Origin of the sequence: Geofilum rhodophaeum (assembly GCF_002210225.1) — a bacterium.
Lineage (GTDB): Bacteria > Bacteroidota > Bacteroidia > Bacteroidales > Marinilabiliaceae > Geofilum > Geofilum rhodophaeum.
Genome location: NZ_MWUJ01000009.1, coordinates 23156 through 48634 on the forward strand (window position 1 = coordinate 23156; position 25479 = coordinate 48634).

Below are 25479 nucleotides of genomic sequence, written 5' to 3' on the forward strand. Positions count from 1 at the left end.
GCCTCAGGATGCCGTATAGTGCTTGCCCTGCCACAGCTTACGCTCGGCCAGGCGCTGCTCGACCAGTCGCACCAGCTCAAAGTTTTTGAGTCCCCACCGCGGAGCCAGCAGCAGGTCGTGCGGGGCTTGACTGGCAAAGCGTTCGAGCACAATATCGGGCCGCAAAAGGGCCAAAAAGTCGCATACCAAATCTACATAATCGTCCAGCTTCAGCACCTCAAAGTCTTGCGGACGGGCCATAAATTGCCGCCCCAATTGCGAACCCTTTACGTACTGGAGTTGGTGTACTTTCAAATAGGAGATGTCGAGCCGATTGATGGCTGTGGCATGGGCCAGCATTTGGTCGCGGTCCTCCCCCGGCAGTCCCAAAATCAGATGGGCACCTACGGGCAGATTTCTGGCGCGCAGTCGCGCTACTGCATCACAGGTACTGGCGTAATCGTGACCACGGTTCACCCGCTTTAGGGTTGCATCGTTGGTTGATTCCACCCCCAACTCCACGGTAACGTAATAAGCTTTCTGCAAGTCGGCAAAATAATCGAGCAGAGCATCGGGCAAACAATCGGGTCGCGTACCCACAACCAGTCCCACCACCCCTTCGACCTCCAGCGCCTGCCCATACAGGTCCTTGAGGTAAGCCAAATCGGCATAGGTATTCGTATAGGCCTGAAAATAGGCCAGGTAACGGGCTTCGGGGTAGCGACTACTGAAAAAGGCTTTGCCGGTCTCCAATTGCTCCCGTACCCCCGATGCGGGCTCGCAATACGCGGGTTTAAAGGTTTCGTTGTTGCAAAAGGTGCAGCCTCCGCTCCCTTTACTGCCGTCGCGGTTGGGACAAGTAAAACCGGCGTTGATGGAGAGTTTTTGTACCCTGCCGCCGAAGTAACGGCGCAGGTAGGAGGCGAAATCGTTATAGGGTCTGGCGTGTCCCCAGGGATGGTTCATGCGTGGTATTTTTGCGACAAAGATAAGGGAAAAAGCGGGACTCACCAGTCACTGCCCAATTGGGCCACCACCTGATGGTAGCTTTGCACCAGCACTTCCACGACTTCTTTGTTGCCGGCATAACGGTTGTTCATCTCCAGCTCAATGCCGGCATAAGCGGCACCAAAAGCTTTGCGTAGGGGCGCCACATGGCCGTCGGTCTTTCCCAAATAGGGATAGTTAAAACGTACCCGCAAGTCAGGTGCCAATTGGTGCAAGGCCTTCTTCCAGGCCTGGGCCAGCTCTTTTTCGCTTCCGTGCGCCGGATTGTAAAGCAGGCCAATATCTGCCTGTCTCACCTCTCCATGCAGCACCGGCGTGAAGCTGTGTACGGAAACATGAAACACAGGGTGTCCGTTGGCAATGGCTTCGGCAACGGCACTGAAAAAACAGTCGCGAAAGGGATGATAAAATCGGTCGAGCAAGGCCTGCTTTTCTTTTGGCGGCAAGTCCCTGGTATATACTGAGAACAGACTGCGCTTGTGTAAGGAACGGTTCAACTCCACCAACAACCGGGAGGTCTCGCTGTAAAGGGCAAAATCAATGGCTTGCTGTTGCAGGGCGTGAAAGAGCTCAAGGGCCCCGGGGTCCCAGCCGCGGTGACTGGCCAGGACCTCCCCGGCCCCTTTAAAAAGCGGCTGGTAGGCGGTCGGAATGTGGTTGCCGCCGTGTTCACAGGAGAGAAAGTATTTCCAGCGGGCCATTACAACAGGGTATTGGTTTGCAGGCAGTCGCCCAGGCGACGATACACCTCGTGCAAGGCGGGTCTTCGGAAATCTCCTTTCAGCTGCGAAAGGATGCGTTGACTGAGGGTGCCGTTGTACAACTGGTAACGGAGGGTGGTCACTTGCTCGGCACTCAGGCGATCGGCGACCCGCTCCAGTAGGTGTTGCCACAATTCACCGGCTGTGGCTCTTTTTCCGGGATAGTGCCACAGCCGCAGGAAGGCGGCGTCGCTGAGGCGCGCCTCCTCGCCTTCGCGAATGGTTTTAAGTAAAAGGTCGAGCAAGTCCTGCTCGTGCCACTTGCACTGTGCCGCATAAGTGGCCCATTCGCCTTCGGCGAGGGCCTGCACCACGGCTACGACCAGGGCCACTATGGCCAGATCGGCACGGGGACTCTCCTGAATATCGAGCAGGCGAATTTCGATGGCCCCGCGATCGAAGCGGGCAATGGCGCCACGAGAATTCAGAAAATACTGTTTCAACAAGCCTTCTTTATCGTAGGGTGCAATGGCGCTGCGTATGGGATCGAAAATTTGCGTTTGATAGTCGCCCTGCGTAAATACGGCTTCGGGAATTATGCTGCCTGCAATAATGGGTAGGCGCTTTTGATTGAAACGGTAGTGTTCCAGACGGGCATCCCGAAATCCGGTATTCCGCCCGTCGAGAATGGGGGTGCTGGCGGCCAGGGCCGGCAGCAGGGGCAAAACCAGACGAATGGCGGCGTGTAAGCGACCAAATTCTTCCTCGTTTTTAAAGGGCAGGTTGATGTGGGTACTCTGAAGATTGCTCCAACCGTGTCCGCGACAATCAAAAATGCGGTTGTACAACTTGTAAATCTCGCTGCTCTCGTGGGTCCACAACTGCGTTTCTGTCAAGGGATTCATCCAGGGATGGGCGCCCGTTGGCAGCAAAAGCGCATTGTGTTTCGACAACAGTTCGTTGATTTGCTGAACGTTTTGATGAAACACCTGATGCAGGCCTTCGAGACTTGGAGCAGGTCCGTTGGTTTTTAATTCCACCACGTGGTTCACCAGTTCGTTGGACCAGGCCAGGCGTCCGTTGTCAAAATCGCCAGTGATGCGCCCGGCGGCCTCTTGCATGAGCACATCGCAAAGGGGACGAACATCCAGGGTGCTGCGATCGACCAGCATGTATTCGAGTTCAATGCCAAAGGCTTCGAATAATCCGTATTGTGTCATGACAACTAACGATTTATGCCACTGAGCAAATGCTCAATAATCTTGGTATAAAGTTTTTCACCCATAATGCTGTCTTCAACTCCGCCGTCGATGTTGGGGTTGTCGTTGACCTCAATGACATAGGCCTTGCCGTCGACTTCCTTTACATCTACCCCATAAAGGCCATTGCCGATGAGTCGGGTGGCCTTTAAGGCGGTTTCTATAATATAAGCGGGGACTTGATCGATGGGAAAAATATCGAAGGTGCCGCTCACGTCGTTCTTTTTACGACTGCCCCAATTGTATATTTGCCAGTGGTCCTTGGCCATGTAGTATTTGCAGACGAAGAGCACCTCATTATTGAGGACCCCTACCCGCCAGTCGTAGGAGGTGGGCAAAAATTCCTGGGCAATTATCAGGTCGGATACTTTCACCATCTCTTTGACTTTGAGCCGCATTTCTTCGGGGGTGTTGACTTTAACTACGCCCTGCGAAAAGGACGAGTCGGGCAGTTTCAATACGCAGGGAAATCCGAGCTTCTTCTCTACTCCTTTGTGGTTTTCGCTGTGAATGATGATGGTGCGCGGTGTGGGTATGCGGTTGAGACTGAGCAGCTCGGCCAAATAGACCTTGTTGGCGCAGCGCAGTATCGACTCGGGCGAATCGATCACTGCCAGGCCCTCTCGCTGGGCGCGGCGCGACATGCGGTAGGTGTGGTGGTTGACCGAAGTAGTTTCACGTATAAAAAGGGCATCGAATTCGGAAAGGCGACTGTAATCGTCCTTGCCAATCAACTCGACGTAGCAGCCCAACTTTTCTGCTGCATCCACAAAGTGATTCAAGGCCTTTTTGTTGGAGGGGGCCGACTTTTCCTCAGGGTTCACCAAAATGGCCAAATCGTAGCGGTACTTATCGACTCGGGCCTTATCGTAGCGCTTCAACTGCAGGTATTGCTCGGCAAACTGGTTTACAAAAGGGATGTGGTGCTCGGGGATTTCCTTAAAGGGAATGGTTTTGGCCGAGGACAGTTCCCACTTTTTACCGTCGTTAACGAAGCGGGCCCGCAAAAGCGGGGCCTGAAAGAGCTTATACAGTTCGCGGGCCAGCTTGTCGTATTGGGGCGACAGGTTGTGGGCAAAGTACACGCTCAGGATGAACTCTTTGGAACGGATGTGCTTCAGTGTCTTCTGAATGAGGGCGTCCTGCTCTTCCGAAATGGACTTAACTATGGCCTGGGCCTTTAAGTCAAGCAGGTTTTTTACCGAAGGGATGACTTTTTGTCCCCGTGCCGCGGCCAGCAGCGACACGTAATAGCCGCGGGTTTGATAGGCGTAATCGTAGCAGAGATTAAAAACTCTGGCGTTTTTCATTTTGGCATACTTCTCGTCTTCGAGATAGGCCTTGGGCGAAATCACCTCTACCCCTGGTACATCCAGCGTCCATTTTTGCGGATGATTGATTACAATCAGTTTCTTCATTACGACTAAAAAAGCTATAAGTGTTGTGGTTGAACAATGAGCATGTTGGCATCGTAGGTAACAATGCCCAAAAGAATGGCATTTAAGAGACGATTCAGGGGAACATCGTAATAACTCTGCCCGGCCAGGGGATTCTCTTTGTAGGGGTCGGCCACAAAAACCGTATCGTCCTGCATCCCGCTCAGCACGACAAAGTGCCCCATGGGCTCGCCGCGCAGGTCGTCGAAGACCGACTGGTTTTTGCGGTTGGTGTACTCGCGGGTTGAATCGTAGAGATAGGTGGCACTGAGTCCCGTTAGTATGGGTGTGCCCTTGCTTAAATAGCGCTTTAACAAGTCGGGCTGCAAATCTTCGAACAGTATTTTACCGCCCAGTTTAAGAAAACTCTGATAGGCCCGTGTAGCCTGGGTAAACTTCTTCCCTTGTTTAAACTGCAGTTGCTGCTCCAACTTCTCAATTAGGGCCGGATTAGAAAGTTGCTTCCAATCGGGATCGAACATTTTGAGGTTGTAACTGTAAATGGTCGCCTCAAAACCCCGCTGCAGGGCATCAATGCCCAACATAACGGCCAGGGTTCCGCCGCCTTCGAGCGATTTGACCGAAGCAATCACTTCGGTCAAATCAAGCACGTTTCCGTAGTAGGTGTAAACGGCATGGAGACTGGTGGGACCACAGGTTATGTCGTCGGGCTGGGCTAAAATCCGGAGGTGTTTGGGTGCTTGCATAAGACGCGATTTAACGAATCAAATGAACGACTTTTTTTGATTTGCTGTTCGTACCTTGCCCATTATTTTGCACAAATTTCTATTTTTGTGTAAACCCCTTGTTTTATAAGCCATGCAACTGTTTTACGAACCAAGTATTGCCGACAATGGCGGCCTGCTCTCTGCCGAAGAATCGGCACACTGCATAAGGGTGTTGCGCCACCGTGAGGGCGATCTCATTTGGGTACTCGATGGGCAGGGCAAGCGCTATGCTGCCCGCATCATAGTCGCCTCACCCAAGGCCTGCGCCGTGCAAATTGAGTCTGTGGAAGAAGCGCCCGCCTTCCCTGCGGCCTGCCACCTGGCGGTGGCCCCCACCAAAAACATCGACCGCATGGAGTGGCTGCTGGAGAAAAGCACCGAAATTGGTCTGGCGAGCATTACCCCCCTGTTGTGTAAAAATTCGGAACGCAAGGTATTGAAACCAGAACGCCTGGAAAAAATTCTTACTGCCGCCACCAAGCAGTCGGGCGACTTCTGGCGGCCACAGCTGCAGCCCTTAACTCCCTTAAAAGAATTTCTGAATCAAGACTTTGCGGGCGACCGCTTTGTGGCGCATTGTGGCGACGGGCGCGAGGGGCATTTGAAGAATTTGGTGCGTGCGGGACGACCGGTGCAAATATTAATTGGGCCCGAAGGCGACTTTAGGCCCGATGAAATTGAACTGGCCCTGCAGAAAGGTTTTATTCCGGTAAGTCTGGGTACCAAAAGACTGCGAACGGAGACGGCTGCGCTGGCAGCCTGTCACATTGTGCGCTTGCTCAATGAATGAGCACATGCTGCAATAAAATAAAGTTGGGAGCCTATAAATAATCGCTGAGTTTCTTCCCCACCATGTAATCCCTTATTTCGAGAGAGACTTTGTGCGAGAGATCCCCCATAAGACAGGAGCCAAAGGGACAGACCTCCTTGTCGCCGGGACAGCTTTGTACCACAAACTTGCCTTCTATGGCCTCATAAATATCGAGTAAAGTCAGTTCCTCCGGCGCCATGCGCAGGGTAAAACCTCCTGCTGGTCCCCGATTCGATGAAATAAAACCTTCTTTGGCGAGCCTTTGAAGAATTTTTGCCACATGGTGTCTCGAGCTGAAAATTCTCTCGGCGATTTGCCCCACATTGAGTGTTTCATTAGAGCGTGCAATCAACACCATGCTGTGCAAACCAATTGTGGCGGCTTCAGAAAGGGCTACGATACTGGACATGACGATTAAAATTGTTTAAGCTTTATAGCCTTGCAAATATACAAAAAAGCCCTGCTTAATGGACGAATACCAATATTTTTAGTTTAGATCCCGTACTTAACAGAAACGGGGACTGTCGCTTAGGCGGCAGTCCCCGTTGGTAACATATCATTCAAGGCTTACTTGCTCTGCTCCAATTGCAGGGTGTAAGTGGTGATGTCGCTCACTGAGGCGGGACCAAAATACTGGATGGGACCGGGATAGAGGTAGCGGGTGTTCAAGGCCCAATCCTCACGGTTCTCCACCAATTTGCCAAAAGGCTTACCTTTCAGGTCAACCAGCGCTTTCTGAATAACAGGCTTCATGGCACCGTGACGCTTTTCCATATTCATCATCATGGTGATGGGGGCACCACCGGGCAACCACTGATCAGCCGGCTTGGTCAGATTCTTCACCGAAGCCATATAGCCGGTCTTGCCCTCTGAAATCAACAAAGAAGCGGTATAACCCAGCGAGAAGCAATAATCGGCATCAAAGTTAGATGGCGTGGCACAGCGTCCCTCGTAACCGAAGAAGTGGGCCTGACCAGAGAATTTCCCGTCGAATTCACCCGCCTTCTTTCTTTTCTTCAATTTGGACTTAACCATGTCGATCAAAAGTTTCTCTGTCTCAATCATGGAAACCTGTACGTTGCCGTGCGGGTCGCGGTCGAGCATCAACTGGTTGGCAAAACTGTTGGGGAGACTGGCAAATACTTCAGCCGAATCGGCAGCAAGTTTGGTGGCTACGAAATCGCGACGGTCGCGGTTTGTTTCCAAAACGGTAACCTCTGCCTCATGACGGGCCAAAATATCGTTCAGCTCGGCAATCAACTTCTTCATGGCAGGCACAAACTCCACAACGCCTTCGGGAATCAAGACGGTACCAAAATTAAGTCCCTTGGCGGCACGCTTGGCCACAACGTCGGCAATTTCAGTCACCAGCTCATCCAGGGTCATGCCCTTCTGCTCCACCTCCTCTGAAATGATGGTGATGTTGGGCTGCGTTTCCAGGGCACATTCCAAACAGATGTGTGAAGCCGAGCGCCCCATCAGACGAATGAAGTGATAATATTTTTTGGCCGAATTGGCATCGCGCTGGATGTTACCAATGAGCTCGCTGTATGTTTTACAGGCAGTATCAAAACCGAAGGAAGTCTCTACTACTTCGTTTTTAAGGTCGCCATCGATGGTCTTGGGTACACCAATCACCTGAATACCCGATTTCTTTTGCGCAAAATACTCTGCCAAAACGCAGGCATTGGTATTGGAGTCGTCGCCACCAATAATAACGAGTGCGTTTACGCCCAGCTTTTGGCAGTTTTCAATCACCTTGTCAAACTGTTCGGTCTCTTCCAGTTTGGTACGGCCGGAACCTATAATGTCAAAACCACCGGTATTGCGGTATTCATCAACGATTTCGGCAGTCAGCTCTACATACTGGTTTTCCACAAGTCCACTGGGACCACCCAAAAAGCCATACAGCTTGTTTCCGCTGTTGCAAGCTTTTAAGCCATCGAACAAACCGGAAATCACGTTATGTCCACCAGGGGCCTGACCACCGGAAAGAATAACACCGACTTTGTAAGCCGGATAGGTTTTTGCGGTATCGCTGCCTTCAAAAGTAAGAACCGGCATGGCGTAGGTGTTGGGAAACATTTTCTCAATCTCTGCCTGATCGGCAACCGACTGGGTTTTATTTCCTTCCACAATTTTTACGGCACCCTTGAAGGATGCAGGCATTTTGGGAAGGTAACTTTCACGAGCTACTTGTAGTGGACTCTTTAACATTGAAAGGTGTTTTAATGGTTATGTGTACAAATAATTGATTCAGAATGGTGTATTTGCAACAAAAAAGGACTTAGTTACAAAGCACCTGCAAATTTGAGAATATTTTTTCAAACATAAAAAACTGAAGTCTTAATAATTATGAATTGTAAGCATTCGTGCGAATCGGCTTTCTTATCCGGTTTATTGCAGGCTTTTTTATATCTTTGAAGGCAATCAGAAAACCAGAACAGCATGCCGCTTTTTTCAATCATAATACCGGTCTACAACCGCCCGGAAGAATTACAGGAATTATTCGAAAGCATCGACAAGCAAAGCTTTCGTGATTTTGAAGTGGTTGTGGTGGAGGACGGATCTGTAAAAAAAAGTGATCAGCTGGTAAATGCTTATACCGAAAAATTTTCAACGCAATATCTTTATCAGGAAAACAAGGGCCCGGGACTGGCGCGTAACAACGGGGCGGGTTGTGCCTCGGGGCGTTGGTTGCTGTTTTTAGACTCAGACTGTCTGCTCCCCGAAGACTATTTGGCGCTGGTGGCTGAGGAGGTGGCCAGCGAGGACTTCGATTGCTTTGGGGGGCCGGATAAAGCGCACCCTTCTTTCAATACCATTCAAAAGGCCATAGGTTATGCCATGAGCAGCGTGCTGACCACCGGAGGTATTCGGGGGGCCCGGGAGAAACTGGATGTTTTTTACCCACGCAGCTACAATTTGGCTGTCAGAAACAGTGTTTTCCACAGCTTGGGCGGCTTTTCAAATATGCGTTTTGGCGAGGATCTGGACTTTAGTATGCGCCTGCTTGAAAAGGGGTATTCAACACGACTCATTAAACCGGCTTTTGTTTACCACAAAAGACGCAATAATTTCCGCTCCTTTTTCAAACAGATATACAACTCCGGGATTGCCCGCATTAATCTGGACTTAAGGCATCCCGGCACCTTAAAACCGGTGCACTGGCTGCCTGCGCTCTTTGTAATGGGCCATTTGGCCCTGCTCCTCCTGGCTTTCGTAAATCCAGCCTGCCTTTTGCTTCTGTTGGTGGTGCCTTTAATTGTTTTTAGTCATGCGCGCTACGAAACGGGTAATGGCAAAACAGCCTTGTGGGCAGTGCCGGCTGCTTTAACGCAGACTTTCGCTTATGGACTGGGATTTTTAGAAGCATTTATTACGCGCAAAATAATGGGAAGAAAGGAGTTCCAGGCTTTCAGTAAAAACTTCTATAAATAAACCGGGCCCTAATTACGGGCCCTGCGCATACGCTCCATGCGTGCAATTTTGTATTTGAGTTTACGCATTACTTCGGCTGAGGGGGTTGGAAACAGATTGCGGAGTTCTTCGTCCGTCAGGGGCAACAGCATCTTTCTGTACTGTTTACCTTTTCTGTTAAGTAGCTCAAGCTGTCCTTCGGTAGAATATTTCATGCAAATTTGGCGCTAATCTTCTTCTTAAACGCCAAAAACCACTGCTTAGTATGTTTCTTATTAAAAAACCGAAAGACTGCAAGAGCGTTCCTCCATCATTCTGCGTAAGTTAATCAGTGCATAGCGCATACGGCCCAGGGCGGTATTTATGCTCACATTGGTCTCGTCGGCAATTTCTTTAAAGCTCAATCCCATATAATGGCGCATCTTTACCACTTCGCGCTGATTATCGGGCAGCAGTTCTACAAGTTCCGACACATCCTTCAACACCTCCTCCATCACCATTTGGTCTTCAATGGTCTGGTCTGAGTAGCGGGGATGATTGAACAAATCGCGTGCATGATCGTCGTTGTAAACCACCGGAAAATGTTTCTGACGCCGAAAATGGTCGATGATTAAATTGTGGGCAATACGCATCACCCAGGACACAAAACGCCCGTTCTCGGCGTAGCGCCCGTCCTGCAGGGTATGGTACACTTTCACAAAAGCATCCTGAAAAAGATCCTCGGCGAGTTCCTCCTTACGTACCATCATAAAAATATAGGCGTACACCTTTTGCTTGTGTCGTTCGAGCAACACATCAAAGCATTTCTTTTTACCGGAAACGAAACTTTTTACAAGTTCTTCGTCCGACAGCTTGATTAAATCTGTCATAACAAATCTGAATAGATAACTTGTAAACCTGTTTCAATAGGCAATGGTGTTTTAAAGTTTGAGACCACGAATAAATAAAAAAATGTCAACAAAAACAAATATTACCTCACAATAATACTTTTTGCAGTAAACGACGAGGCGTTCACAAATGGATTTTGTTTGGTATCTTTGCACAAAATCATTTGAAGCATCCTACACTATGACGCTTACCAAGGCCAACGCACATACCCACATCCTGATAAAGGGAGCCCGTGTACACAACCTTAAAAATATTTCCCTCGATATCCCACGCAACCGCTTCGTGGTCATCACCGGTGTTTCGGGCTCGGGCAAAAGCTCCCTGGCCTTCGATACCTTGTACGCCGAAGGACAGCGCCGCTACGTGGAGAGCCTGAGTGCTTACGCCCGACAATTTTTGGGGCGCATCGACAAACCGGAGGTCGACTACATTAAGGGCATTCCCCCGGCCATTGCCATTGAGCAAAAAGTAAATACGCGCAACCCCCGCTCTACGGTGGGCACCTCCACCGAAATATACGATTACCTAAAATTGCTCTTCGCCCGGATTGGTCGTACCATTTCCCCCGTTTCGGGTAAGGAAGTGCGCCGCCATCAGGTTATGGATGTGGTCAGGTACATGGAGCACCTGGAAGAAGGAACCCGTCTGGCCATTCTGGCGCCGGTATTACCTCCTGAGGGGAGATCGTGCGAAGAGCATTTGGCCTTGCTGGCCAAACAAGGTTTCAGTCGCATAGAACAAAACAATGAATTTGTAGCCATAGAAGATTATCTGGCTGCTGAGGGGGCCCGCTGTGCGGAAATTCTTTTGCTGATTGACCGACTGGCAGTGAATGCCGGGGACAGCGATACCCTTTCGAGGATGGCCGATTCGGTACAAACGGCATTTTACGAAGGCCGGGGCGAATGTATCATAAAGACCTACGGCAAAGAAGCGCCGGAGGCCCGGCGCTTCTCCAACCGCTTTGAGGCCGATGGCATTACCTTTGAGGAACCCAACGAACACCTTTTTGCTTTCAACAGTCCTCTGGGCGCCTGTCCCCGTTGCGAAGGTTTCGGGAGCGTTATTGGTATTGACGAGGATCTGGTTATTCCGGACAAAAACCGGTCGATTTACGAGGATGCGGTGGCCTGCTGGCGGGGAGATAAGCTGAGCGAATGGAAGAACCAACTGGTGCGCAATGCGCACAAGTTCGATTTTCCGGTACATGTCCCCTACTACGAATTGACCCCGGAGCAGCGTCGTTTATTGTGGACGGGCAACAGCTATTTTCATGGACTGGATGCTTTTTTTGAGCACCTGGAGCAAAAGCTCTACAAGATACAGAACCGGGTAATGCTGGCCCGTTACCGGGGAAAAACGACCTGTCCCGATTGTATGGGCACCCGCCTGCGCAAAGAAGCGGGCTGGGTAAAAGTAAACGGTCGCAGCATTCACGAACTGGTAACCTTGCCGGTGGACGAACTGCAGCAATTTTTTGCAGCTTTTAAGCCCGAACAGCACGATCAGGAGGTGGCACGTCGCTTGTTGACCGAGATAAACAACCGCCTGGACTTTCTGGTGAAGGTGGGCCTGGGTTACCTGACCCTAAACCGCCTGAGTTCGACACTTTCAGGAGGAGAGAGCCAGCGCATCAATCTGGCCACCTCCCTGGGCAGCAGTCTTGTTGGCTCGCTCTACATCCTCGACGAACCAAGTATTGGTCTGCACTCCCGCGATACCCATTTACTTATTGAGGTGCTGCGCCGTCTGCAACAACTTGGCAATACAGTGGTGGTGGTGGAGCACGACGAGGACATCATACGCGCCTGCGACGATTTGATTGATATTGGTCCCGCTGCCGGTCAACACGGTGGCGAAGTGGTTTTTCAGGGTCCTTTTGCCAACCTGGCCTCGGTACCTGAGAGTCTCACCACCCAATACCTTACAGGCACACGTAAGCTTCCCGTTCCCGCCTCACGCCGCTCCTTCTCTTCCTCCATAAAAATATTGGGTGCACGCGAAAACAACTTAAAGAACATCAATGTAAACGTTCCACTGAATGTCCTTACGGTCATCACGGGAGTCAGTGGTTCGGGAAAATCCTCCCTGGTCAAGAAGATCCTCTACCCTGCCCTCAAGAAATTGAAGGGGGGCTTTGCCGATAAAACAGGGGATTTTGATTTGCTTAAGGGCGATGTAGCGGCCATAAGTGAGGTGGAGTTTATCGACCAGAATCCCATAGGCAAATCTTCACGCTCCAATCCGGCGACTTACTTAAAGGCCTGGGACGAGGTGCGTAAATTGATGTCGGACGAAAAGCAGGCGAAGGCAGAGGGCCTGAAACCTGCCCACTTCTCCTTTAATGTGGAAGGCGGACGTTGTGAAGAGTGCCAGGGCGAAGGCAGTATAAAGGTGGAAATGCAATTTATGGCCGACCTGGTGCTGACCTGCGAAAGTTGTAAGGGAAAGCGTTTTAAGGAGGAGGTGTTGGAAATCAAACACCGTGGCTGTGATGTAAGCGACATACTGAATATGACCATAGAGGAAGCCATTGCCTTTTTCTCTGAAAGTGCGGGGGCTACTGCGCGTCGACTGGTTAATCGGTTGCAACCGCTGGCAGAGGTGGGACTGGGCTATGTGAAAATGGGACAGGCTTCGAGCACTTTAAGTGGCGGGGAAAGTCAAAGGGTTAAGCTCGCTTCTTTCCTGGCCCTGGAAAAAACAGCGCCGACCTTATTCATTTTTGATGAACCAACCACTGGTCTTCATTTCCATGATATTGCCAAATTGTTGAAAGCCTTTTATGCCCTTATTGAGAAAGGACATTCGGTGGTGGTGGTTGAACACAATATGGAGGTGATCAAATCGGCCGACTATCTGATTGACCTGGGGCCCGAAGGCGGTAAAGAAGGGGGCCATCTGGTATTTGAAGGGACGCCTGAAGCGCTCATAAAAATACCGGCCTCTTATACGGGGCAATACCTGGCGCCTTATTTAAAAGGAAAATAATTTCTGGCTAAAATACGGGGATCAGCGACGGCGCCCCGTGTTTTCCACCCCAAATAATATGGCGATACAACCGCCTACAATGTTGGCTTCGTCGGCCGGCTCAGGCAATTTTATCTGAACAATCATGGTACCGGTACTCTCTGCCACAAAATCCCACACGGGCGCCATTTCGTAATTGGCGTTGTCGAAGACTACATTGCGCTTACTGTCGAGCAGGCGTACCCGGGCACTGGGCAGCTGATCTACTACAGCAACTACCAGGCGGTAGGACTGTCCCTCATAAAAGGTTTTGTATAACTCAGCACTCTCTCCTTCTTCCAGATAAGTGGCGTTGTAGTTGCCGTCGTGTATAAAATCCTCTAAAAGCGGTTTGGCTATGTTGCGGGCAAAAGAATGACAAGGCGATTGCGCCTGCAAGCCAAATCCCGCTATAAGCAGGAGGAGCAGTAAAGAAATTATTGAACGGGTTTTCAGCATTTTTCCTTGCATCGGTATGGTGCAACCTTCAGGAAACGAAACCGGCTCTGAGCGCAGCTACGTGACTGACCAACTTATTAAGTGTTTCCTGACTGATGAAGGTTTCGGCTTGCGAGCGTAAAATGGTCATTCTTTCTTCGGGGCGGGTTTCTGCTTCTACATCGGCTGTGGTGATGATTTTTACTTCATCGTAAATAGCCATAAGCGCTTGCATATCCACCAGAAGTCGCGCCACATCTTCGTTACTGCTGTGTGTCTCCATCAGATTAATCAGGGTCAGCAAGGAGAGCTTCTGATAAACAATACGATCGATCAGCTCAGGGTTGCCTTCCAGTTCGCCTTCCGTGAGCTGCGTGGCCAAATAAAGACCTTCTACCCAGCCGCCCAACAATACCATTACGGCAATGGCGGGCCTATCCTGCTCGGTGAGGTAGGCATTGGAATTCATAAAGGTTTCGGAAATAATGTCCATCACCACCTCCCTGTTGTTCATGTTTTCTTCGAGGCGACGAATGGTGCCTTCATCAATGGCTTCCATGACGCCCAAACGCTCGGCCAGTTGACGGGCAGCCCCCATAAAATTGAGGGTGCTCTGGGTCTGGTCAAAAAGACTGGAATAACTCATGTCGGCGCTATATATGCCCAAATTAAGGGCCATACGCGCATTGGTGTCGTAGCGCGACGCGGCATCGACATCATTGAGCAAATCGGGATTAAAGGCGGCGCCTGCCCGCTTGATAAGCATCGCCGTTTCCAGCGGCGAGGGCAAAGAATAAAATATCAGTTTGGATTTATTGAAATCGGCCAATAATTGCTCATCAATGGTTACCGATTGCATAATGTCACGGGCTGTTTCATTCTCGGCGTTTTCACGCTGACACTGGCTGCAGCCATAGGAAAACAGCATAAGGGGAAGCGCAAGCAAAAGGGTGACTTTAAGGCTGAAGTGTTTCATGTTTTTTTGGTTGTTTGCATTATGCCTAAGGCAGTCAGATCAAAAGTAGCCATATATTTTGAATTTCTTTCAAGGGATGTACAAATTTGAGAAAAAATGTGCTAAAGGTCAAGTATCGGACTGTGGAGATACCTACTCGGATGGCCCTAAACCAAAAAAACCGGCCAGGGCCGGTTTTTATCTTATTCAAATTTAGAGAAATAGCGCATAAACTGGGCTCTTTCGTATACAGCAGGGTTTTTAATTTTTCCGTAACTCATTAAGCCTCGGAATTGTTCCACATTTTCAAAATCCTTCGACTGCATCCAGCTTTCCAGCTTTTGGAGCATGCTGGTGATGACTTCTGGCCCCTGTTTGTAAATGGCAGAACAGACTTGTACCACTTGTGCTCCGGCCAGTATTTGCTTAATTACCGCATCCCCGTTATGTACGCCGGTGGAAGCAGCAATTTCAATGTTGTGGACTTTGTCGCTGACAATAGCGACCCAACGCAGCGACTGACGCAAATCGGCGGACTGACTGAAAACTTCGGACGAGGTAAAGCTGAGGCTGTTGATGTCGATATCGGGCTCGTAGTACCGGTTAAACAGCGTGACGCCCCTGGCGCCACTGACCGAGAGTTTATTGACCACGGCAACCAGGTTGCTGAAGTACTGGCCCAGCTTGATAACGACGGGAACAGTTACTACTTTGCTGACTTCCCGGGCTACTTTCAGGTAAAGTTCTTCATAGTCGCCGGCTTCACTGTTTTTATCGGTATTCACCGCAAACACGTTGAGTTCAAGGGCGTCTGCTCCGGCATCCTGTACCTGACGGGCAAATTCGATCCACTCCTCTCCTGAGTAACAGTTGATGCTGGCAATAACGGGGATGTCTACTGCGGCTTTGGCATCCTTCACCAATTGCAGATACTCGCCGACCGAATTGCTGCGCGAATAGCCTTTAATATAATCCAATGCCTCGGGATAATCCATCCCGGAACCCTGATATATGGCGCGCTCGGTGTCGTGACTGATTTGCTCTTCGAACAGGGATTTCAAAATCACAGCACCGGCGCCGGCCTGATGAACCTTCCTGATCTTCTCTACGCTGTTGGTAAGTCCCGAACTCCCTACTACAATAGGGTTCTTTAACTTTAACCCCAGGTAAGTGGTTTCCATCTTTGTCATATCCTCGGTTTTATGTGTGGTGTCACTATAAGTTCAGACAAATATACAAATTACAAATTGTAATCCCGCGCCCCAAATAGAGCGCTGCCTACGCGCACCAAAGTACTTCCCTCGGCAATGGCCAGTTCAAAATCATCGGACATACCCATACTGAGTTCCTTAAATGCAGCACGGTCAGCAAAGTACTGCATCCTTACCTCGTCAAACAAAACTTTAAGGCTGTGAAATTCGCGCTGAACCTGGGCTTTTTCCTCGGTGAAGGTGCCCATGCCCATGAGGCCCCTCAGTTCTACAAATTCCAACTCCCGCCAGGCACCCGCAGCCAACATTTCCCGTAGTTCTTCGGGTGAAAACCCAAACTTGGTGCTTTCTTCGGCAATGTGCACCTGCAGCAGACAGGGAATAACACGCTTGTTTTTTCGCCCCTCTTTATCGATGGTTCTCAACAACTTAAAAGAGTCAACGCCGTGTATTAAGGCCACAAATGGGGCAATGTACTTAACTTTATTGCTCTGGAGGTGACCAATCATGTGCCACTCAATATCTTTGGGCAGCTCTTCCTCTTTGGCACAAAGCTCCTGAACTTTATTCTCCCCAAACACGCGCTGCCCGCATTCATAAGCTTCCAGAATGCTGGAAGCAGGATGGGTTTTACTAACGGCAATTAAACGGGTTTGCGGGGGAATTCGCTTTTTAAGGGCTGCTAATCGCTCCTTCAACACCATAGTTTTATCTTTCTTTACTCCAGTTCATGTATCACCAACCCCGAACGCAACTTGGGTTCGAACCAGGTGGTTTTGGGCGGCATAATATTGCCGGTATCGGCAATGCGAATCAGCTGATCCATAGATACAGGGTAAAGGGCAAAGGCGGCTTTCATTTCGCCGGAATCGACTCTCTGCTGCAAGGCTTCGAGTCCACGTATACCTCCCACAAAATCGATGCGTTGAGAGGTGCGCTGATCTTGAATATCCAAAATGCGCTCGAGTACCTGCTTCGACAAGATGGTAACATCCAGTGCACCAATAGGATCGTTATCGTTGTAGGTTCCTTTTCGGGCCACCAAACGGTACCACTTGTGCCCCAAATACAGACCAAACTCGTGTAAAGCTCTGGGTTTAAAGGGCGTGTTTCCCATCGGGTAGACCTCAAAACTGCGTCCCAGGGCAATAATGAAATCCGATTCACTCAGCTCGTTGAGGTCTTTTATCAAACGATTGTAATCGATAATGGCCAATTGCTGATCGGGAAAATGAACGGCCATAAAATAGTTGTAAGCCTCCTCGCCGGTGTGGTGAGGATTGGCGGCCCGTCGTTCTGCACCTATACGGGCTGCTGCTGCTGTGCGGTGATGCCCGTCGGCCACATAGGTGCAGGGCACTTTTTGGGCAAACAATTGTTCGAGCTGATGATTTACTTCGCGATCCCACACCACCCAAAACTGGTGCCGAAAACCCTCGTCGCTGGTAAAATCGTATTCGGCCTTTCCCTGAACCACAGCCGCCACCAGGGCGTCTATTTCGGGTACGGCTTTATAACTGAAGAAAACCGGTTCGAGGTTGGCATTGTTGGTACGAATATGTACCATGCGGTCCTCCTCCTTATCGGGGCGCGTAAGCTCATGTTTTTTTATTACCCCGTTGAAGTAATCTTCACAGGCGGCACGTGCCACCAATCCGTATTGCGTGCGACCATCCATGGTCTGGGCATACACGTAAAAGCAGGCTTCCTCATCCTTTTGCAACCAAGCTTTTTCTTGAAAGGCTTTAAAATTGGCAAGGGACTGTTGGTAAACTTTTTCAGAATGCAGGTCGGTGCCCGGGGCACAATCGATTTCAGCCCGCGTAATGTGGAGCAGCGATTCGGGTTTTCCGGCAGCCATTTGAGCAGCTTCTTCACTGTTCATTACATCGTAAGGCAAACACGATAGTACAGATGCCAAATGCGCGGGGGGACGCAGTCCCCTAAATGGTTTAACAACAGCCATGGGCTTGGTTTTTTGGGGATAATTGGATAAGGAAAGACGGATGTGGGGGGAGCCACATCCGCCTTGGTAAATCTAGCGATTTACACGGTGGGTTTCTTCTCCGGTCAGGAAGTAGCTCACAATCTGACGAGCAGCTGCCATTCCGGCGTTGATGTTGGCCTCTTCGGTCTGGGCACCCATTTTCTTGGGGGTAAAGAAGACGCGACCGGGAAATTTCTCTTGAAATTCTGCGGCATTAGAAGGGGCAATATCACTCAGGTACATAAAATCCTCACGCTCACCCATCAACTCCAGCAGCTCGGTCTCATGAATAACCTCCTTGCGGGCGGTGTTGATAAGAACGGCCCCCTGGGGCATCATGGAAAGAAGTGATTTATTAATGGAATCCCGGGTAATGTCGTTGGCAGGAATGTGCAGCGAAACAAACTCGCAGGTGCGGTAGAGTTCTTCTACACTGTTCATAGGCTCAACGCCATGTGACTGCATACGATCAGAACCTACATAGGGGTCGTAAGCATACACCTTCATGCCAAAACCTTCGGCAATTTTTCCTACATAATACCCCACGTTGCCGTAGGCATGAATACCCAGGGACTTGCCGCGCAGCTCACTGCCCGAAGCCCCGCTGAACTGCTTACGGATACCATAAATCATCATACCAAAAACCAACTCGGCCACAGCGTTGGCGTTTTGACCGGGGGTGTTCATAGCCACAACGTCTTTGGCGTTACAGGCATCCAAATCCAAATTGTCGTAACCGGCTCCGGCACGAACAACAATCTTCAGATTCTTAGCAGCCTCGAGCACCTTAGCCGTTACTTTGTCGGAGCGTACAATGAGCGCGTCTGCATCGGCAACAGCCTCCAGCAGTTCACCCTCACTCTTGTATTTCTCAAGCAAAGCCAATTCGTAACCGGCTTCCTCAACAATAATTCTGATTTCATCCACAGCTACCTGAGAAAAGGGCTTCTCGGTGGCTATCAAAACTTTCTTCATCACAGTATATTTTGGTGTTTGCTATAAAAAACGTTGTACAAAAAGAAAAGGGAGGTTGTGAATCTGCCCCACGCTCTCCCTTTTAATCCTTCAAAGATACATCTTTAATGCTTTTTCTCAAATTCTTGCATCACATCAATGAGGGCTTTAACACTTTCTTCGGGCATGGCATTGTAGATGGAGGCTCTGAATCCACCCACAGAGCGGTGCCCCTTGATGCCTACCATACCTCTGGAAGCAGAGAACTCACGGAATTCGGTTTCCAAGTCCTTATACTCCTCATTCATTACAAAGCATACATTCATAATGGAACGATCTTCCTCGTGCTTAACGGTCGATTTAAAAAGCTTATTGCGCTCAATTTCGTTGTAAAGCATCGTCGCTTTTCGAATGTTGCGCTTCTCCATTTCACCCAAACCACCTTGCTCCTTCAACCAAAGCAGGGTTTGAAGGGCCGAGAAAACAGGCAATACGGGCGGCGTATTGAACATGGAACCGTTGTCGATATGGGTTTTATAGTTCAACATGGTGGGGATCGGACGATCCACTTTACCAAGAAGCTCTTCCTTTATAACGGCAAAGCCTACACCAGATGGTGCCAGGTTCTTCTGAGCACCTCCATATATGATGCCGTACTTCGATACATCTACGGGACGAGAGAATATGTCGGAAGACATATCGGCCACTAAGGGAATATTTACATCCAGATCCTTACGGATTTCGGTACCAAAAATGGTATTATTGGTGGTGATGTGCAGATAATCGGCATCGGCAGGAACCTCAAAATTTTTGGGGATGTAACAGTAATTTTCGTCCTTAGAGGAAGCTACTTCCACAACGTCACCAAAAAACTTAGCTTCCTTTATGGCCTTGGAAGCCCAGGTTCCGGTGTTCAGATAAGCCGCTTTCTTGTTCAACAGGTTGTAGGGAATCATGCAAAAATGGATACTGGCGCCGCCTCCCAAAAAGACAACCTGATAACCCGAGGGGATATCCAACAGCTCTTTAAATAGGGCTGTGGCCTGATCCATTACGGCGATAAACTCTTTATCGCGGTGCGATACTTCCATTACGGATAAACCAGTACCTGCAAAATTCAGTACAGCTTCAGCGGTGTTCTTGATGGTAAACTCGGGAAGGATAGATGGCCCGGCAGAGAAATTGTGCTTCTTCATGAGAGTATAAAATGTTTAAGGTTGTCGTCCTGATATGGAAAATCCGGATACCAGTGTTTGTTTTGCGCTACAAAATTAAAAGAAAAATAGATATCTATGATTGCAAAATGACATAAATAACCTTTTAAAGAGAGCAAAAAGTTAAATTAACTAAAAAGCCCTATACAAATGGAGGCTTTCGTATTTCTGCTGCAATGTCTTTATTTCGTATGCGCACAAAAAGACGGCTTCCGGTCTTCCAATAGGGCTTAGTGACGTAGGCCAGACCGATGCCTTGGTTCAAAACGGGCGACTGGCTGCCGGAGGTTACGCGGCCTACCTCCTCCCCGGCTTCGTTAACAAGGAGGTAACCACTTCGGGGAATGCCCCGCTCCAAAAGTACAATCCCTTTGAGTCGCTCGGCAACACCCTCCTTCATTTGTCGCTCCAGAAGCGGGCGGTCTATAAATTCCCGCCCCGCTGTCAAATGGGTTACCCATCCCAGGCCCGCAGCAATGGGGGAAGTCTGCTCATCAATGTCGTTGCCATACAGACAGTAGCCCATCTCCAGACGCAGGGTGTCGCGGGCGCCCAAACCGCAGGGTACCAAACCTTTTTCCGCGCCCTTTTGCAACAGCAAGTCCCAAAGCACCGCTGCCTCTTCAGCAGCAACATACAACTCATAGCCTCCTGCGCCGGTATAACCGGTGTGCGAAACAATGACTTGAGCCAAATCGCCCACCTGCGCTACAACAAAGGAAAAGGCAGGCAAGTCGTCCAAATTTACCGAAGTAAGGGCTTGCAATATTTGTCGGGCACACGGTCCTTGTAAGGCCAAAAGCGCCATGTGCTTGCTGGCGTTTTCGAGTTCGGCTCCCATGTTATTGTTGGCCTGCAGCCAGTCCCAGTCCTTTTGAATGTTGCCGGCATTAACAACCAGGAGATATTTTTGGGCCTCGTAGGCATAAACCAGCAAATCGTCGACGACCCCTCCCTTACCGTTGGGAAAATAACAATACTGGGCCTTGCCTATAGGCAGGCGGGCCACGTCGGTACTACAGACTTTTTGCAGGAGGGCCTGGGCATGCGGGCCCTTTACCCAAAACTCGCCCATGTGCGACACATCAAAAATACCGGCCGCTTCGCGCACAGCCCTATGCTCTTGTTGTATTCCACTGTATTCAACCGGCATAGCAAAACCGGCAAAGGGAACTATTTTGGCCCCCAGGGCCAAATGCCTATCGTAAAGAGGTGTTTTCTGCATAACGAAAGAAGTTTTGTTAAGTAGTCCGAAAAAAGTTGTTGTTCTGGCGGTAAATTTACGCAATGCTTTAACAATTTTTACGTTTTTTGCTATATTTGAATGGTTCAAAGCGGATGAATCTTCATAATGACCGCAGAATATATTAGCTTTGTACCTACCAAAAGCCAAAAGTATGTCAACCAGTTTCAAAGAAATCAATCTCAGCTATCTGGAAAGTATAGCTGATGGGGATCAAGACATTATAAAAGAATTAATTCTTATTTTCCTGGATCAGATTCCGGAGTTTACCGAAGGAATGCAGGCCGCCTTTGAAAAGGAAGATTGGCGGGTATTGGCGGGACTGGCGCACAAAGCCAAATCCTCCGTTCTTTCAATGGGTATGAATGACCTGGGAAACATCGATCTGAAAAACCTGGAATTGATGGCTAAAACCTTACGCGTGGAGGCTTTAGTGCAGCAGCAGACCAACACAGCGCGGGAAGCGGAGGAACTGGACAACTTAAAACACAGTCTGCGCTCCTACCCTATGGAAAAACAAGAATGGCTCCAAGCAAATACCAGTAGGGAAAGCATGAAAAATATTATTGATAAATTTACAAACGCCTGTGCCAATGCCTGTGGCGAATTAAAGCACGTTCTAGAAAACTAAAGGCTATGTTGAAAACTATTACGAATCAGGAAAACAAAAATGTGAGTTCGATTGAGGGGACGGATCGCCTGAATGCTACTGTGGCTCCCGGAGTGAAGGAACAACTCAACCGACAGCTTAAAGAGTGCCATTATCAACTGACCCTCAATTTAGAAAACATTAAGTACATCGACAGCACCGGTATAGGGGTACTCATTTCTGCGCTAAAAACCGCCCGCGAAAACAACGGCTCTTTTTGCCTCGCTGGCCTTAATAAGGAGGTGATGGGACTCCTGACCCTGATGAAGCTCGACAAAGTATTTGAAATCGGTGATTAAGAAGATGACTTTCCGGAATTAATTCCGGAAAGTCAAGCCTTCTTCCCCGGCATCTATACTTACCGGGCGTTCCTTTTGTACTTCTTCAGCTAAAATCAACTGTGACAAGCGGTTCAGCACAAAACGTTGAATCGCTCTTTTTATGGGGCGTGCCCCATAATGCGGATCAAAACCCGCAGTTGCCAGCCAATCAATGGCTGCTTCACTAAATTCAAGCACCAGGCCTTGCTCTTCCAGCATTTTAACAATGCGCTTGACCTGCAGTCGTACCACCTCACGAATTTCGGCTTTACCCAGGGGCGTAAACATGATTATTTCGTCAACGCGGTTTAGAAACTCGGGCCGAATGGTTCGTTTCAACAGCTCCATCACCTTTTGGCGGGCTGTTTCGTCCACAGCATGCTCCGTGTTGGAATCGAGACTCTGCTGCAGAATATCGGAGCCCAGGTTCGAGGTCATAATAACGATGGTGTTTTTAAAATCGACCACCCTTCCCTTATTGTCGGTCAGCCGACCGTCGTCGAGTACTTGCAACAAGATGTTGAAAACATCGGGATGGGCCTTTTCAATTTCGTCGAGCAATACCACAGAATAGGGCTTGCGCCTTACCGCTTCGGTCAACTGTCCCCCTTCATCGTAGCCCACATAACCGGGAGGGGCACCCACCAGACGCGATACCGAATGCCGCTCCTGGTATTCCGACATATCTATACGGGTCATCAGGTTGTCGTCGTCGAACAAGAAGCCGGCCAGGGCTTTGGCCAATTCGGTCTTTCCAACCCCGGTAGTGCCTAAAAAGATGAAGGAGCCGATGGGGCGTTGTGCATCCTGCAGGCCGGCCCTGCTGCGTCGCACGGCATTGGCCACTGCAGCAATGGCCTCTTCCTGCCCCACCACCCTGCGGTGCAATTCCTCCTCTATACTCAGCAGTTTTTGTCGTTCGCTGCGCAACATGCGACTAACCGGTATGCCGGTCCACTTACTCACCACCTGCGCCACGTCTTCTGCATCCACTTCTTCTTTAATCATGGGCTGGTCCGACTGTTTTTGCTCCAAACTTTGTTTCAGACGTTCAATCTCCATCTCTGCCTTTTTGATTTTTCCGTAGCGCAGTTCGGCCACCTTATCGTACATGCCTTCCCGTTCCGCCTTTTCGGCTTCGAACTTATAGTTGTCGATGGCGGCCTTTTGTTGCTGAATGCCCTCAATGATGCTGCGCTCCTCTTCCCATTTCGAGCGAAGTACCGAACGCTGCTGCTTCAACTCCTCTGTTTCTCGGGAGAGCAAATCCAGTTTGACTTTGTCCCCTTCGCGCTTAATGGCTTCCCGCTCTATTTCAAGCTGCTTGATGCGACGTTCCAGATCGTCAATTTCCTCAGGCACCGAATTCATTTCGAGGCGAAGCCGCGAGGCGGCCTCATCCACCAGGTCGATGGCCTTATCGGGCAGAAAACGGTCTGAGATGTAACGTTTCGACAACTCTACGGCAGCAATTATAGCCTCGTCACGAATGCGCACCTTGTGGTGCGCTTCATAGCGCTCTTTTAAACCACGCAGTATGGATACCGAGGAAAGCACGTCGGGTTCGTCAACCATGACGATCTGGAAACGACGCTCCAGGGCCTTGTCCTTTTCAAAATACTTTTGATATTCATTGAGTGTTGTGGCACCAATGGCGCGTAATTCGCCTCGTGCCAATGCAGGTTTAAGGATGTTGGCGGCATCCATAGCGCCCTCGCTCTTTCCGGCGCCAACCAGGGTGTGAATCTCATCGATAAATAGGACGATCTCGCCCTCACTGCCTATCACCTCCTTAACCACCGCTTTTAGGCGCTCTTCAAATTCGCCCTTGTATTTGGCCCCGGCCACCAGTGCGCCCATATCCAGCGAAAAGATCTGCTTGCTTTTCAGATTCTCAGGCACATCTCCATTGATGATCCGGTGTGCCAGTCCCTCTGCAATGGCTGTTTTCCCCACCCCGGGCTCGCCGATAAGAATGGGGTTGTTTTTGGTCCGTCGCGATAATATTTGCAGGATGCGCCGAATTTCTTCGTCGCGGCCAATTACCGGATCCAACTTACCCGAGCGGGCCCGATCGTTCAGGTTGATGGCGTAACGGTTCAGCGCATTGTAGCTGTCTTCGGCGGTGGGACTGTCGACTTTACTCCCTTTGCGCAGTTCTTTTACGGCTTGCAAAAGGGTCTGTTCGGTGGCACCTGCATCCTTCAGCATTTTGGCTACAGCATCTTTGCCTGCCAATATTCCCATCAGCAGGTGCTCAATGGAAGCAAAACTGTCGCCCAGCTCCTTTGCTTTATTCATGGCATTTTGCAGGGCCTCGTTGGCGCTGCGGGCCAGATAAGGCTCCCCACCGCTCACTTTAGGGTAGGACTCCACTATTTTATCCAATATCGGCTGCACATTGCCCAGGCCCAGCTTGCTGAAAAGAAAGTGAATCAATCCTTCCTCTGTTTGCAGCAGTGCCTTGAGCAAGTGTCCGCTCTCTATGCCCTGGTGATTGTACCCGGCAGCCATTTGAAAGGCTTGCTGTACCGCTTCCTGGGCTTTGATGGTCATTTGATTCAAATTCATCTTTTTCCTTTTTTATTGATTTGTTCTATTTTGCCGGCAAAACCATTGCCAGAAGAACAATTCAGCCAGTTTGTCACACAACCCCTTGAGAAACATGACAACAAGTCAGTTTACAGGCACAACAAACGACACTTTTTCTACCTTAAACCCTGTTTTTAGCAAGATAATTCATAAAAACAGCTGCTGCCTGTTTATAATGTTAAAGTAATTAAATAACTTTGGTGTGCATCTCGTAAATAAAACATTCACCAAATGAAGAAATACTTCTTTCCGGCTGCCCTTTTCAGTATGGCGCTTTTACTGGCCGGAGGCCTTAACGCTCAAATAGACCAGATGGCCAAAGACTGCCAGGCTGAAATGGAGAGCCCCTTCATTACCAGCAACCAAACACTGAAGGCCTTCCTGACCGGCGAGGAAGTGGCTGAATTCCGCACAACACTTTTCGACGGCAATATTTACCGGGTTGTATTGTGCACCCCCGAGGCCCAAGCCGTAGAATTCTCCCTTTACGACACCAATCGCAACCTACTGTACACCAGTGCCGACCACAGCTTTTCTCCGTCGTGGGATTTTAAAATGGAAGGCTCGATGGAGTGTATTATAGAAGCTCGGTTAAACAACGAAGTTAGTGAATCGGGTGTGGCTATGCTCTTAATCGGCTTTAAACACAGCGACCAGAATTGAACCAGGGTCACCGG

24 protein-coding genes are annotated in these 25479 nt (G+C 49.6%); 6 read left to right on the forward strand and 18 right to left on the reverse strand.

The window, feature by feature from the left end; translation table 11 throughout:
- Nucleotides 1-3: 3 nt before the first annotated feature.
- The 5 genes from B4W65_RS09655 to B4W65_RS09675 are packed head-to-tail and all read right to left on the reverse strand — an operon-like array spanning nt 4 to nt 5090.
- Nucleotides 4-945: a TIGR01212 family radical SAM protein gene (locus B4W65_RS09655; RefSeq protein WP_088654950.1), complete on the reverse strand. Its 942-nt coding sequence runs from the start codon at nt 943-945 to the stop codon at nt 4-6.
- A 41-nt stretch (nt 946-986) separates the two neighbouring features.
- Nucleotides 987-1688 carry an N-formylglutamate amidohydrolase gene (locus B4W65_RS09660; RefSeq protein ID WP_088654951.1) on the reverse strand — a complete coding sequence of 234 codons (702 nt, stop codon included), beginning with the start codon at nt 1686-1688 and terminating at the stop codon, nt 987-989.
- Nucleotides 1688-2908 (reverse strand): carboxylate-amine ligase, encoded by a 1221-nt coding sequence (locus B4W65_RS09665; RefSeq protein WP_088654952.1) that lies wholly within the window; start codon nt 2906-2908, stop codon nt 1688-1690. The genes B4W65_RS09660 and B4W65_RS09665 overlap by 1 nt, the downstream gene beginning before the upstream one ends.
- 5 nt (nt 2909-2913) lie before the next feature.
- The gene (locus B4W65_RS09670; RefSeq protein ID WP_088654953.1) at nt 2914-4365 is read right to left on the reverse strand and encodes a RimK family protein; all 1452 of its coding nucleotides are present in this window, start codon (nt 4363-4365) and stop codon (nt 2914-2916) included.
- Between the two features lie 14 nt (nt 4366-4379).
- Nucleotides 4380-5090, reverse strand: a complete 711-nt coding sequence (locus B4W65_RS09675) for a C39 family peptidase (protein ID WP_088654954.1) — start codon at nt 5088-5090, stop codon at nt 4380-4382.
- Between the two features lie 112 nt (nt 5091-5202).
- Between B4W65_RS09675 and B4W65_RS09680 the strand changes: the two genes are divergently transcribed.
- Nucleotides 5203-5901 carry a 16S rRNA (uracil(1498)-N(3))-methyltransferase gene (locus B4W65_RS09680; RefSeq protein ID WP_088654955.1) on the forward strand — a complete coding sequence of 233 codons (699 nt, stop codon included), beginning with the start codon at nt 5203-5205 and terminating at the stop codon, nt 5899-5901.
- A 31-nt stretch (nt 5902-5932) separates the two neighbouring features.
- On the opposite strand, the gene B4W65_RS09685 is transcribed toward B4W65_RS09680, so the two are convergent.
- Nucleotides 5933-6331 (reverse strand): RrF2 family transcriptional regulator, encoded by a 399-nt coding sequence (locus tag B4W65_RS09685; RefSeq protein ID WP_088654956.1) that lies wholly within the window; start codon nt 6329-6331, stop codon nt 5933-5935.
- Nucleotides 6332-6489: 158 nt separating this feature from the next.
- Entirely contained in the window at nt 6490-8139 is a 1650-nt protein-coding gene (locus tag B4W65_RS09690; protein WP_088654957.1) for a diphosphate--fructose-6-phosphate 1-phosphotransferase, read from the reverse strand.
- A gap of 231 nt (nt 8140-8370) precedes the next feature.
- On the opposite strand from B4W65_RS09690, the gene B4W65_RS09695 reads away from it, so the two are divergent.
- Nucleotides 8371-9363: a glycosyltransferase gene (locus tag B4W65_RS09695; RefSeq protein WP_088654958.1), complete on the forward strand. Its 993-nt coding sequence runs from the start codon at nt 8371-8373 to the stop codon at nt 9361-9363.
- 8 nt (nt 9364-9371) lie between these two features.
- On the opposite strand, the gene B4W65_RS17655 is transcribed toward B4W65_RS09695, so the two are convergent.
- Together B4W65_RS17655 and B4W65_RS09705 are read right to left on the reverse strand one after the other, a co-directional pair.
- On the reverse strand, nt 9372-9494 hold the full coding sequence (locus B4W65_RS17655; RefSeq protein ID WP_262487810.1) for a hypothetical protein: 123 nt from the start codon (nt 9492-9494) through the stop codon (nt 9372-9374).
- A gap of 123 nt (nt 9495-9617) precedes the next feature.
- Nucleotides 9618-10211: an RNA polymerase sigma factor gene (locus B4W65_RS09705; RefSeq protein WP_088654960.1), complete on the reverse strand. Its 594-nt coding sequence runs from the start codon at nt 10209-10211 to the stop codon at nt 9618-9620.
- Between the two features lie 199 nt (nt 10212-10410).
- Here B4W65_RS09705 and uvrA point away from each other — a divergent pair, with 199 nt between their 5' ends.
- Nucleotides 10411-13221, forward strand: coding sequence for an excinuclease ABC subunit UvrA (gene uvrA / locus B4W65_RS09710; protein ID WP_088654961.1), 2811 nt, complete (start codon nt 10411-10413; stop codon nt 13219-13221).
- Between the two features lie 21 nt (nt 13222-13242).
- Here uvrA and B4W65_RS09715 read toward each other — a convergent pair whose 3' ends face one another.
- The 8 genes from B4W65_RS09715 to gcvT all read right to left on the reverse strand — a co-directional run bounded on the left by B4W65_RS09715 (nt 13243) and on the right by gcvT (nt 21223).
- Entirely contained in the window at nt 13243-13698 is a 456-nt protein-coding gene (locus B4W65_RS09715; RefSeq protein ID WP_088654962.1) for a hypothetical protein, read from the reverse strand.
- A gap of 28 nt (nt 13699-13726) precedes the next feature.
- Complete coding sequence (locus B4W65_RS09720; protein WP_088654963.1) at nt 13727-14653, reverse strand: hypothetical protein; 927 nt, start codon at nt 14651-14653, stop codon at nt 13727-13729.
- Between the two features lie 182 nt (nt 14654-14835).
- Nucleotides 14836-15822, reverse strand: coding sequence for a dihydroorotate dehydrogenase-like protein (locus B4W65_RS09725; protein WP_088654964.1), 987 nt, complete (start codon nt 15820-15822; stop codon nt 14836-14838).
- A 50-nt stretch (nt 15823-15872) separates the two neighbouring features.
- The gene (locus B4W65_RS09730) at nt 15873-16547 is read right to left on the reverse strand and encodes a YggS family pyridoxal phosphate-dependent enzyme (protein WP_088654965.1); all 675 of its coding nucleotides are present in this window, start codon (nt 16545-16547) and stop codon (nt 15873-15875) included.
- Between the two features lie 14 nt (nt 16548-16561).
- A complete protein-coding gene (locus B4W65_RS09735) occupies nt 16562-17809 on the reverse strand; it encodes a DUF1015 domain-containing protein (RefSeq protein ID WP_088654966.1) in 1248 nt (415 codons plus the stop codon).
- Nucleotides 17810-17881: 72 nt separating this feature from the next.
- Complete coding sequence (locus tag B4W65_RS09740; RefSeq protein WP_088654967.1) at nt 17882-18805, reverse strand: 3-phosphoglycerate dehydrogenase; 924 nt, start codon at nt 18803-18805, stop codon at nt 17882-17884.
- 104 nt (nt 18806-18909) lie between these two features.
- On the reverse strand, nt 18910-19980 hold the full coding sequence (gene serC / locus B4W65_RS09745) for a 3-phosphoserine/phosphohydroxythreonine transaminase (RefSeq protein WP_088654968.1): 1071 nt from the start codon (nt 19978-19980) through the stop codon (nt 18910-18912).
- Nucleotides 19981-20140: 160 nt separating this feature from the next.
- Nucleotides 20141-21223 carry a glycine cleavage system aminomethyltransferase GcvT gene (gene gcvT, locus B4W65_RS09750; protein WP_088654969.1) on the reverse strand — a complete coding sequence of 361 codons (1083 nt, stop codon included), beginning with the start codon at nt 21221-21223 and terminating at the stop codon, nt 20141-20143.
- 172 nt (nt 21224-21395) lie between these two features.
- Between gcvT and B4W65_RS09755 the strand changes: the two genes are divergently transcribed.
- Together B4W65_RS09755 and B4W65_RS09760 are read left to right on the forward strand one after the other, a co-directional pair.
- Nucleotides 21396-21872, forward strand: a complete 477-nt coding sequence (locus tag B4W65_RS09755) for an Hpt domain-containing protein (RefSeq protein ID WP_088654970.1) — start codon at nt 21396-21398, stop codon at nt 21870-21872.
- Nucleotides 21873-21877: 5 nt separating this feature from the next.
- Entirely contained in the window at nt 21878-22189 is a 312-nt protein-coding gene (locus B4W65_RS09760) for an STAS domain-containing protein (protein WP_088654971.1), read from the forward strand.
- Between the two features lie 18 nt (nt 22190-22207).
- Here B4W65_RS09760 and clpB read toward each other — a convergent pair whose 3' ends face one another.
- The gene (gene clpB / locus B4W65_RS09765; protein ID WP_088654972.1) at nt 22208-24781 is read right to left on the reverse strand and encodes an ATP-dependent chaperone ClpB; all 2574 of its coding nucleotides are present in this window, start codon (nt 24779-24781) and stop codon (nt 22208-22210) included.
- A 252-nt stretch (nt 24782-25033) separates the two neighbouring features.
- Here clpB and B4W65_RS09770 point away from each other — a divergent pair, with 252 nt between their 5' ends.
- Entirely contained in the window at nt 25034-25465 is a 432-nt protein-coding gene (locus B4W65_RS09770) for a hypothetical protein (RefSeq protein WP_088654973.1), read from the forward strand.
- The last annotated feature ends 14 nt before the right edge of the window (nt 25466-25479 follow it).

Bases quoted from the DNA above. Each gene is read 5' to 3' on its own strand.
- B4W65_RS09655 (WP_088654950.1), bottom strand. From the start codon at position 945: ATGAACCATCCCTGGGGACACGCCAGACCCTATAACGATTTCGCCTCC.
- B4W65_RS09660 (WP_088654951.1), bottom strand. From the start codon at position 1,688: ATGGCCCGCTGGAAATACTTTCTCTCCTGTGAACACGGCGGCAACCAC.
- B4W65_RS09665 (WP_088654952.1), bottom strand. From the start codon at position 2,908: ATGACACAATACGGATTATTCGAAGCCTTTGGCATTGAACTCGAATAC.
- B4W65_RS09670 (WP_088654953.1), bottom strand. From the start codon at position 4,365: ATGAAGAAACTGATTGTAATCAATCATCCGCAAAAATGGACGCTGGAT.
- B4W65_RS09675 (WP_088654954.1), bottom strand. From the start codon at position 5,090: ATGCAAGCACCCAAACACCTCCGGATTTTAGCCCAGCCCGACGACATA.
- B4W65_RS09680 (WP_088654955.1), top strand. From the start codon at position 5,203: ATGCAACTGTTTTACGAACCAAGTATTGCCGACAATGGCGGCCTGCTC.
- B4W65_RS09685 (WP_088654956.1), bottom strand. From the start codon at position 6,331: ATGTCCAGTATCGTAGCCCTTTCTGAAGCCGCCACAATTGGTTTGCAC.
- B4W65_RS09690 (WP_088654957.1), bottom strand. From the start codon at position 8,139: ATGTTAAAGAGTCCACTACAAGTAGCTCGTGAAAGTTACCTTCCCAAA.
- B4W65_RS09695 (WP_088654958.1), top strand. From the start codon at position 8,371: ATGCCGCTTTTTTCAATCATAATACCGGTCTACAACCGCCCGGAAGAA.
- B4W65_RS17655 (WP_262487810.1), bottom strand. From the start codon at position 9,494: ATGCTGTTGCCCCTGACGGACGAAGAACTCCGCAATCTGTTTCCAACC.
- B4W65_RS09705 (WP_088654960.1), bottom strand. From the start codon at position 10,211: ATGACAGATTTAATCAAGCTGTCGGACGAAGAACTTGTAAAAAGTTTC.
- uvrA (WP_088654961.1), top strand. From the start codon at position 10,411: ATGACGCTTACCAAGGCCAACGCACATACCCACATCCTGATAAAGGGA.
- B4W65_RS09715 (WP_088654962.1), bottom strand. From the start codon at position 13,698: ATGCTGAAAACCCGTTCAATAATTTCTTTACTGCTCCTCCTGCTTATA.
- B4W65_RS09720 (WP_088654963.1), bottom strand. From the start codon at position 14,653: ATGAAACACTTCAGCCTTAAAGTCACCCTTTTGCTTGCGCTTCCCCTT.
- B4W65_RS09725 (WP_088654964.1), bottom strand. From the start codon at position 15,822: ATGACAAAGATGGAAACCACTTACCTGGGGTTAAAGTTAAAGAACCCT.
- B4W65_RS09730 (WP_088654965.1), bottom strand. From the start codon at position 16,547: ATGGTGTTGAAGGAGCGATTAGCAGCCCTTAAAAAGCGAATTCCCCCG.
- B4W65_RS09735 (WP_088654966.1), bottom strand. From the start codon at position 17,809: ATGGCTGTTGTTAAACCATTTAGGGGACTGCGTCCCCCCGCGCATTTG.
- B4W65_RS09740 (WP_088654967.1), bottom strand. From the start codon at position 18,805: ATGAAGAAAGTTTTGATAGCCACCGAGAAGCCCTTTTCTCAGGTAGCT.
- serC (WP_088654968.1), bottom strand. From the start codon at position 19,980: ATGAAGAAGCACAATTTCTCTGCCGGGCCATCTATCCTTCCCGAGTTT.
- gcvT (WP_088654969.1), bottom strand. From the start codon at position 21,223: ATGCAGAAAACACCTCTTTACGATAGGCATTTGGCCCTGGGGGCCAAA.
- B4W65_RS09755 (WP_088654970.1), top strand. From the start codon at position 21,396: ATGTCAACCAGTTTCAAAGAAATCAATCTCAGCTATCTGGAAAGTATA.
- B4W65_RS09760 (WP_088654971.1), top strand. From the start codon at position 21,878: ATGTTGAAAACTATTACGAATCAGGAAAACAAAAATGTGAGTTCGATT.
- clpB (WP_088654972.1), bottom strand. From the start codon at position 24,781: ATGAATTTGAATCAAATGACCATCAAAGCCCAGGAAGCGGTACAGCAA.
- B4W65_RS09770 (WP_088654973.1), top strand. From the start codon at position 25,034: ATGAAGAAATACTTCTTTCCGGCTGCCCTTTTCAGTATGGCGCTTTTA.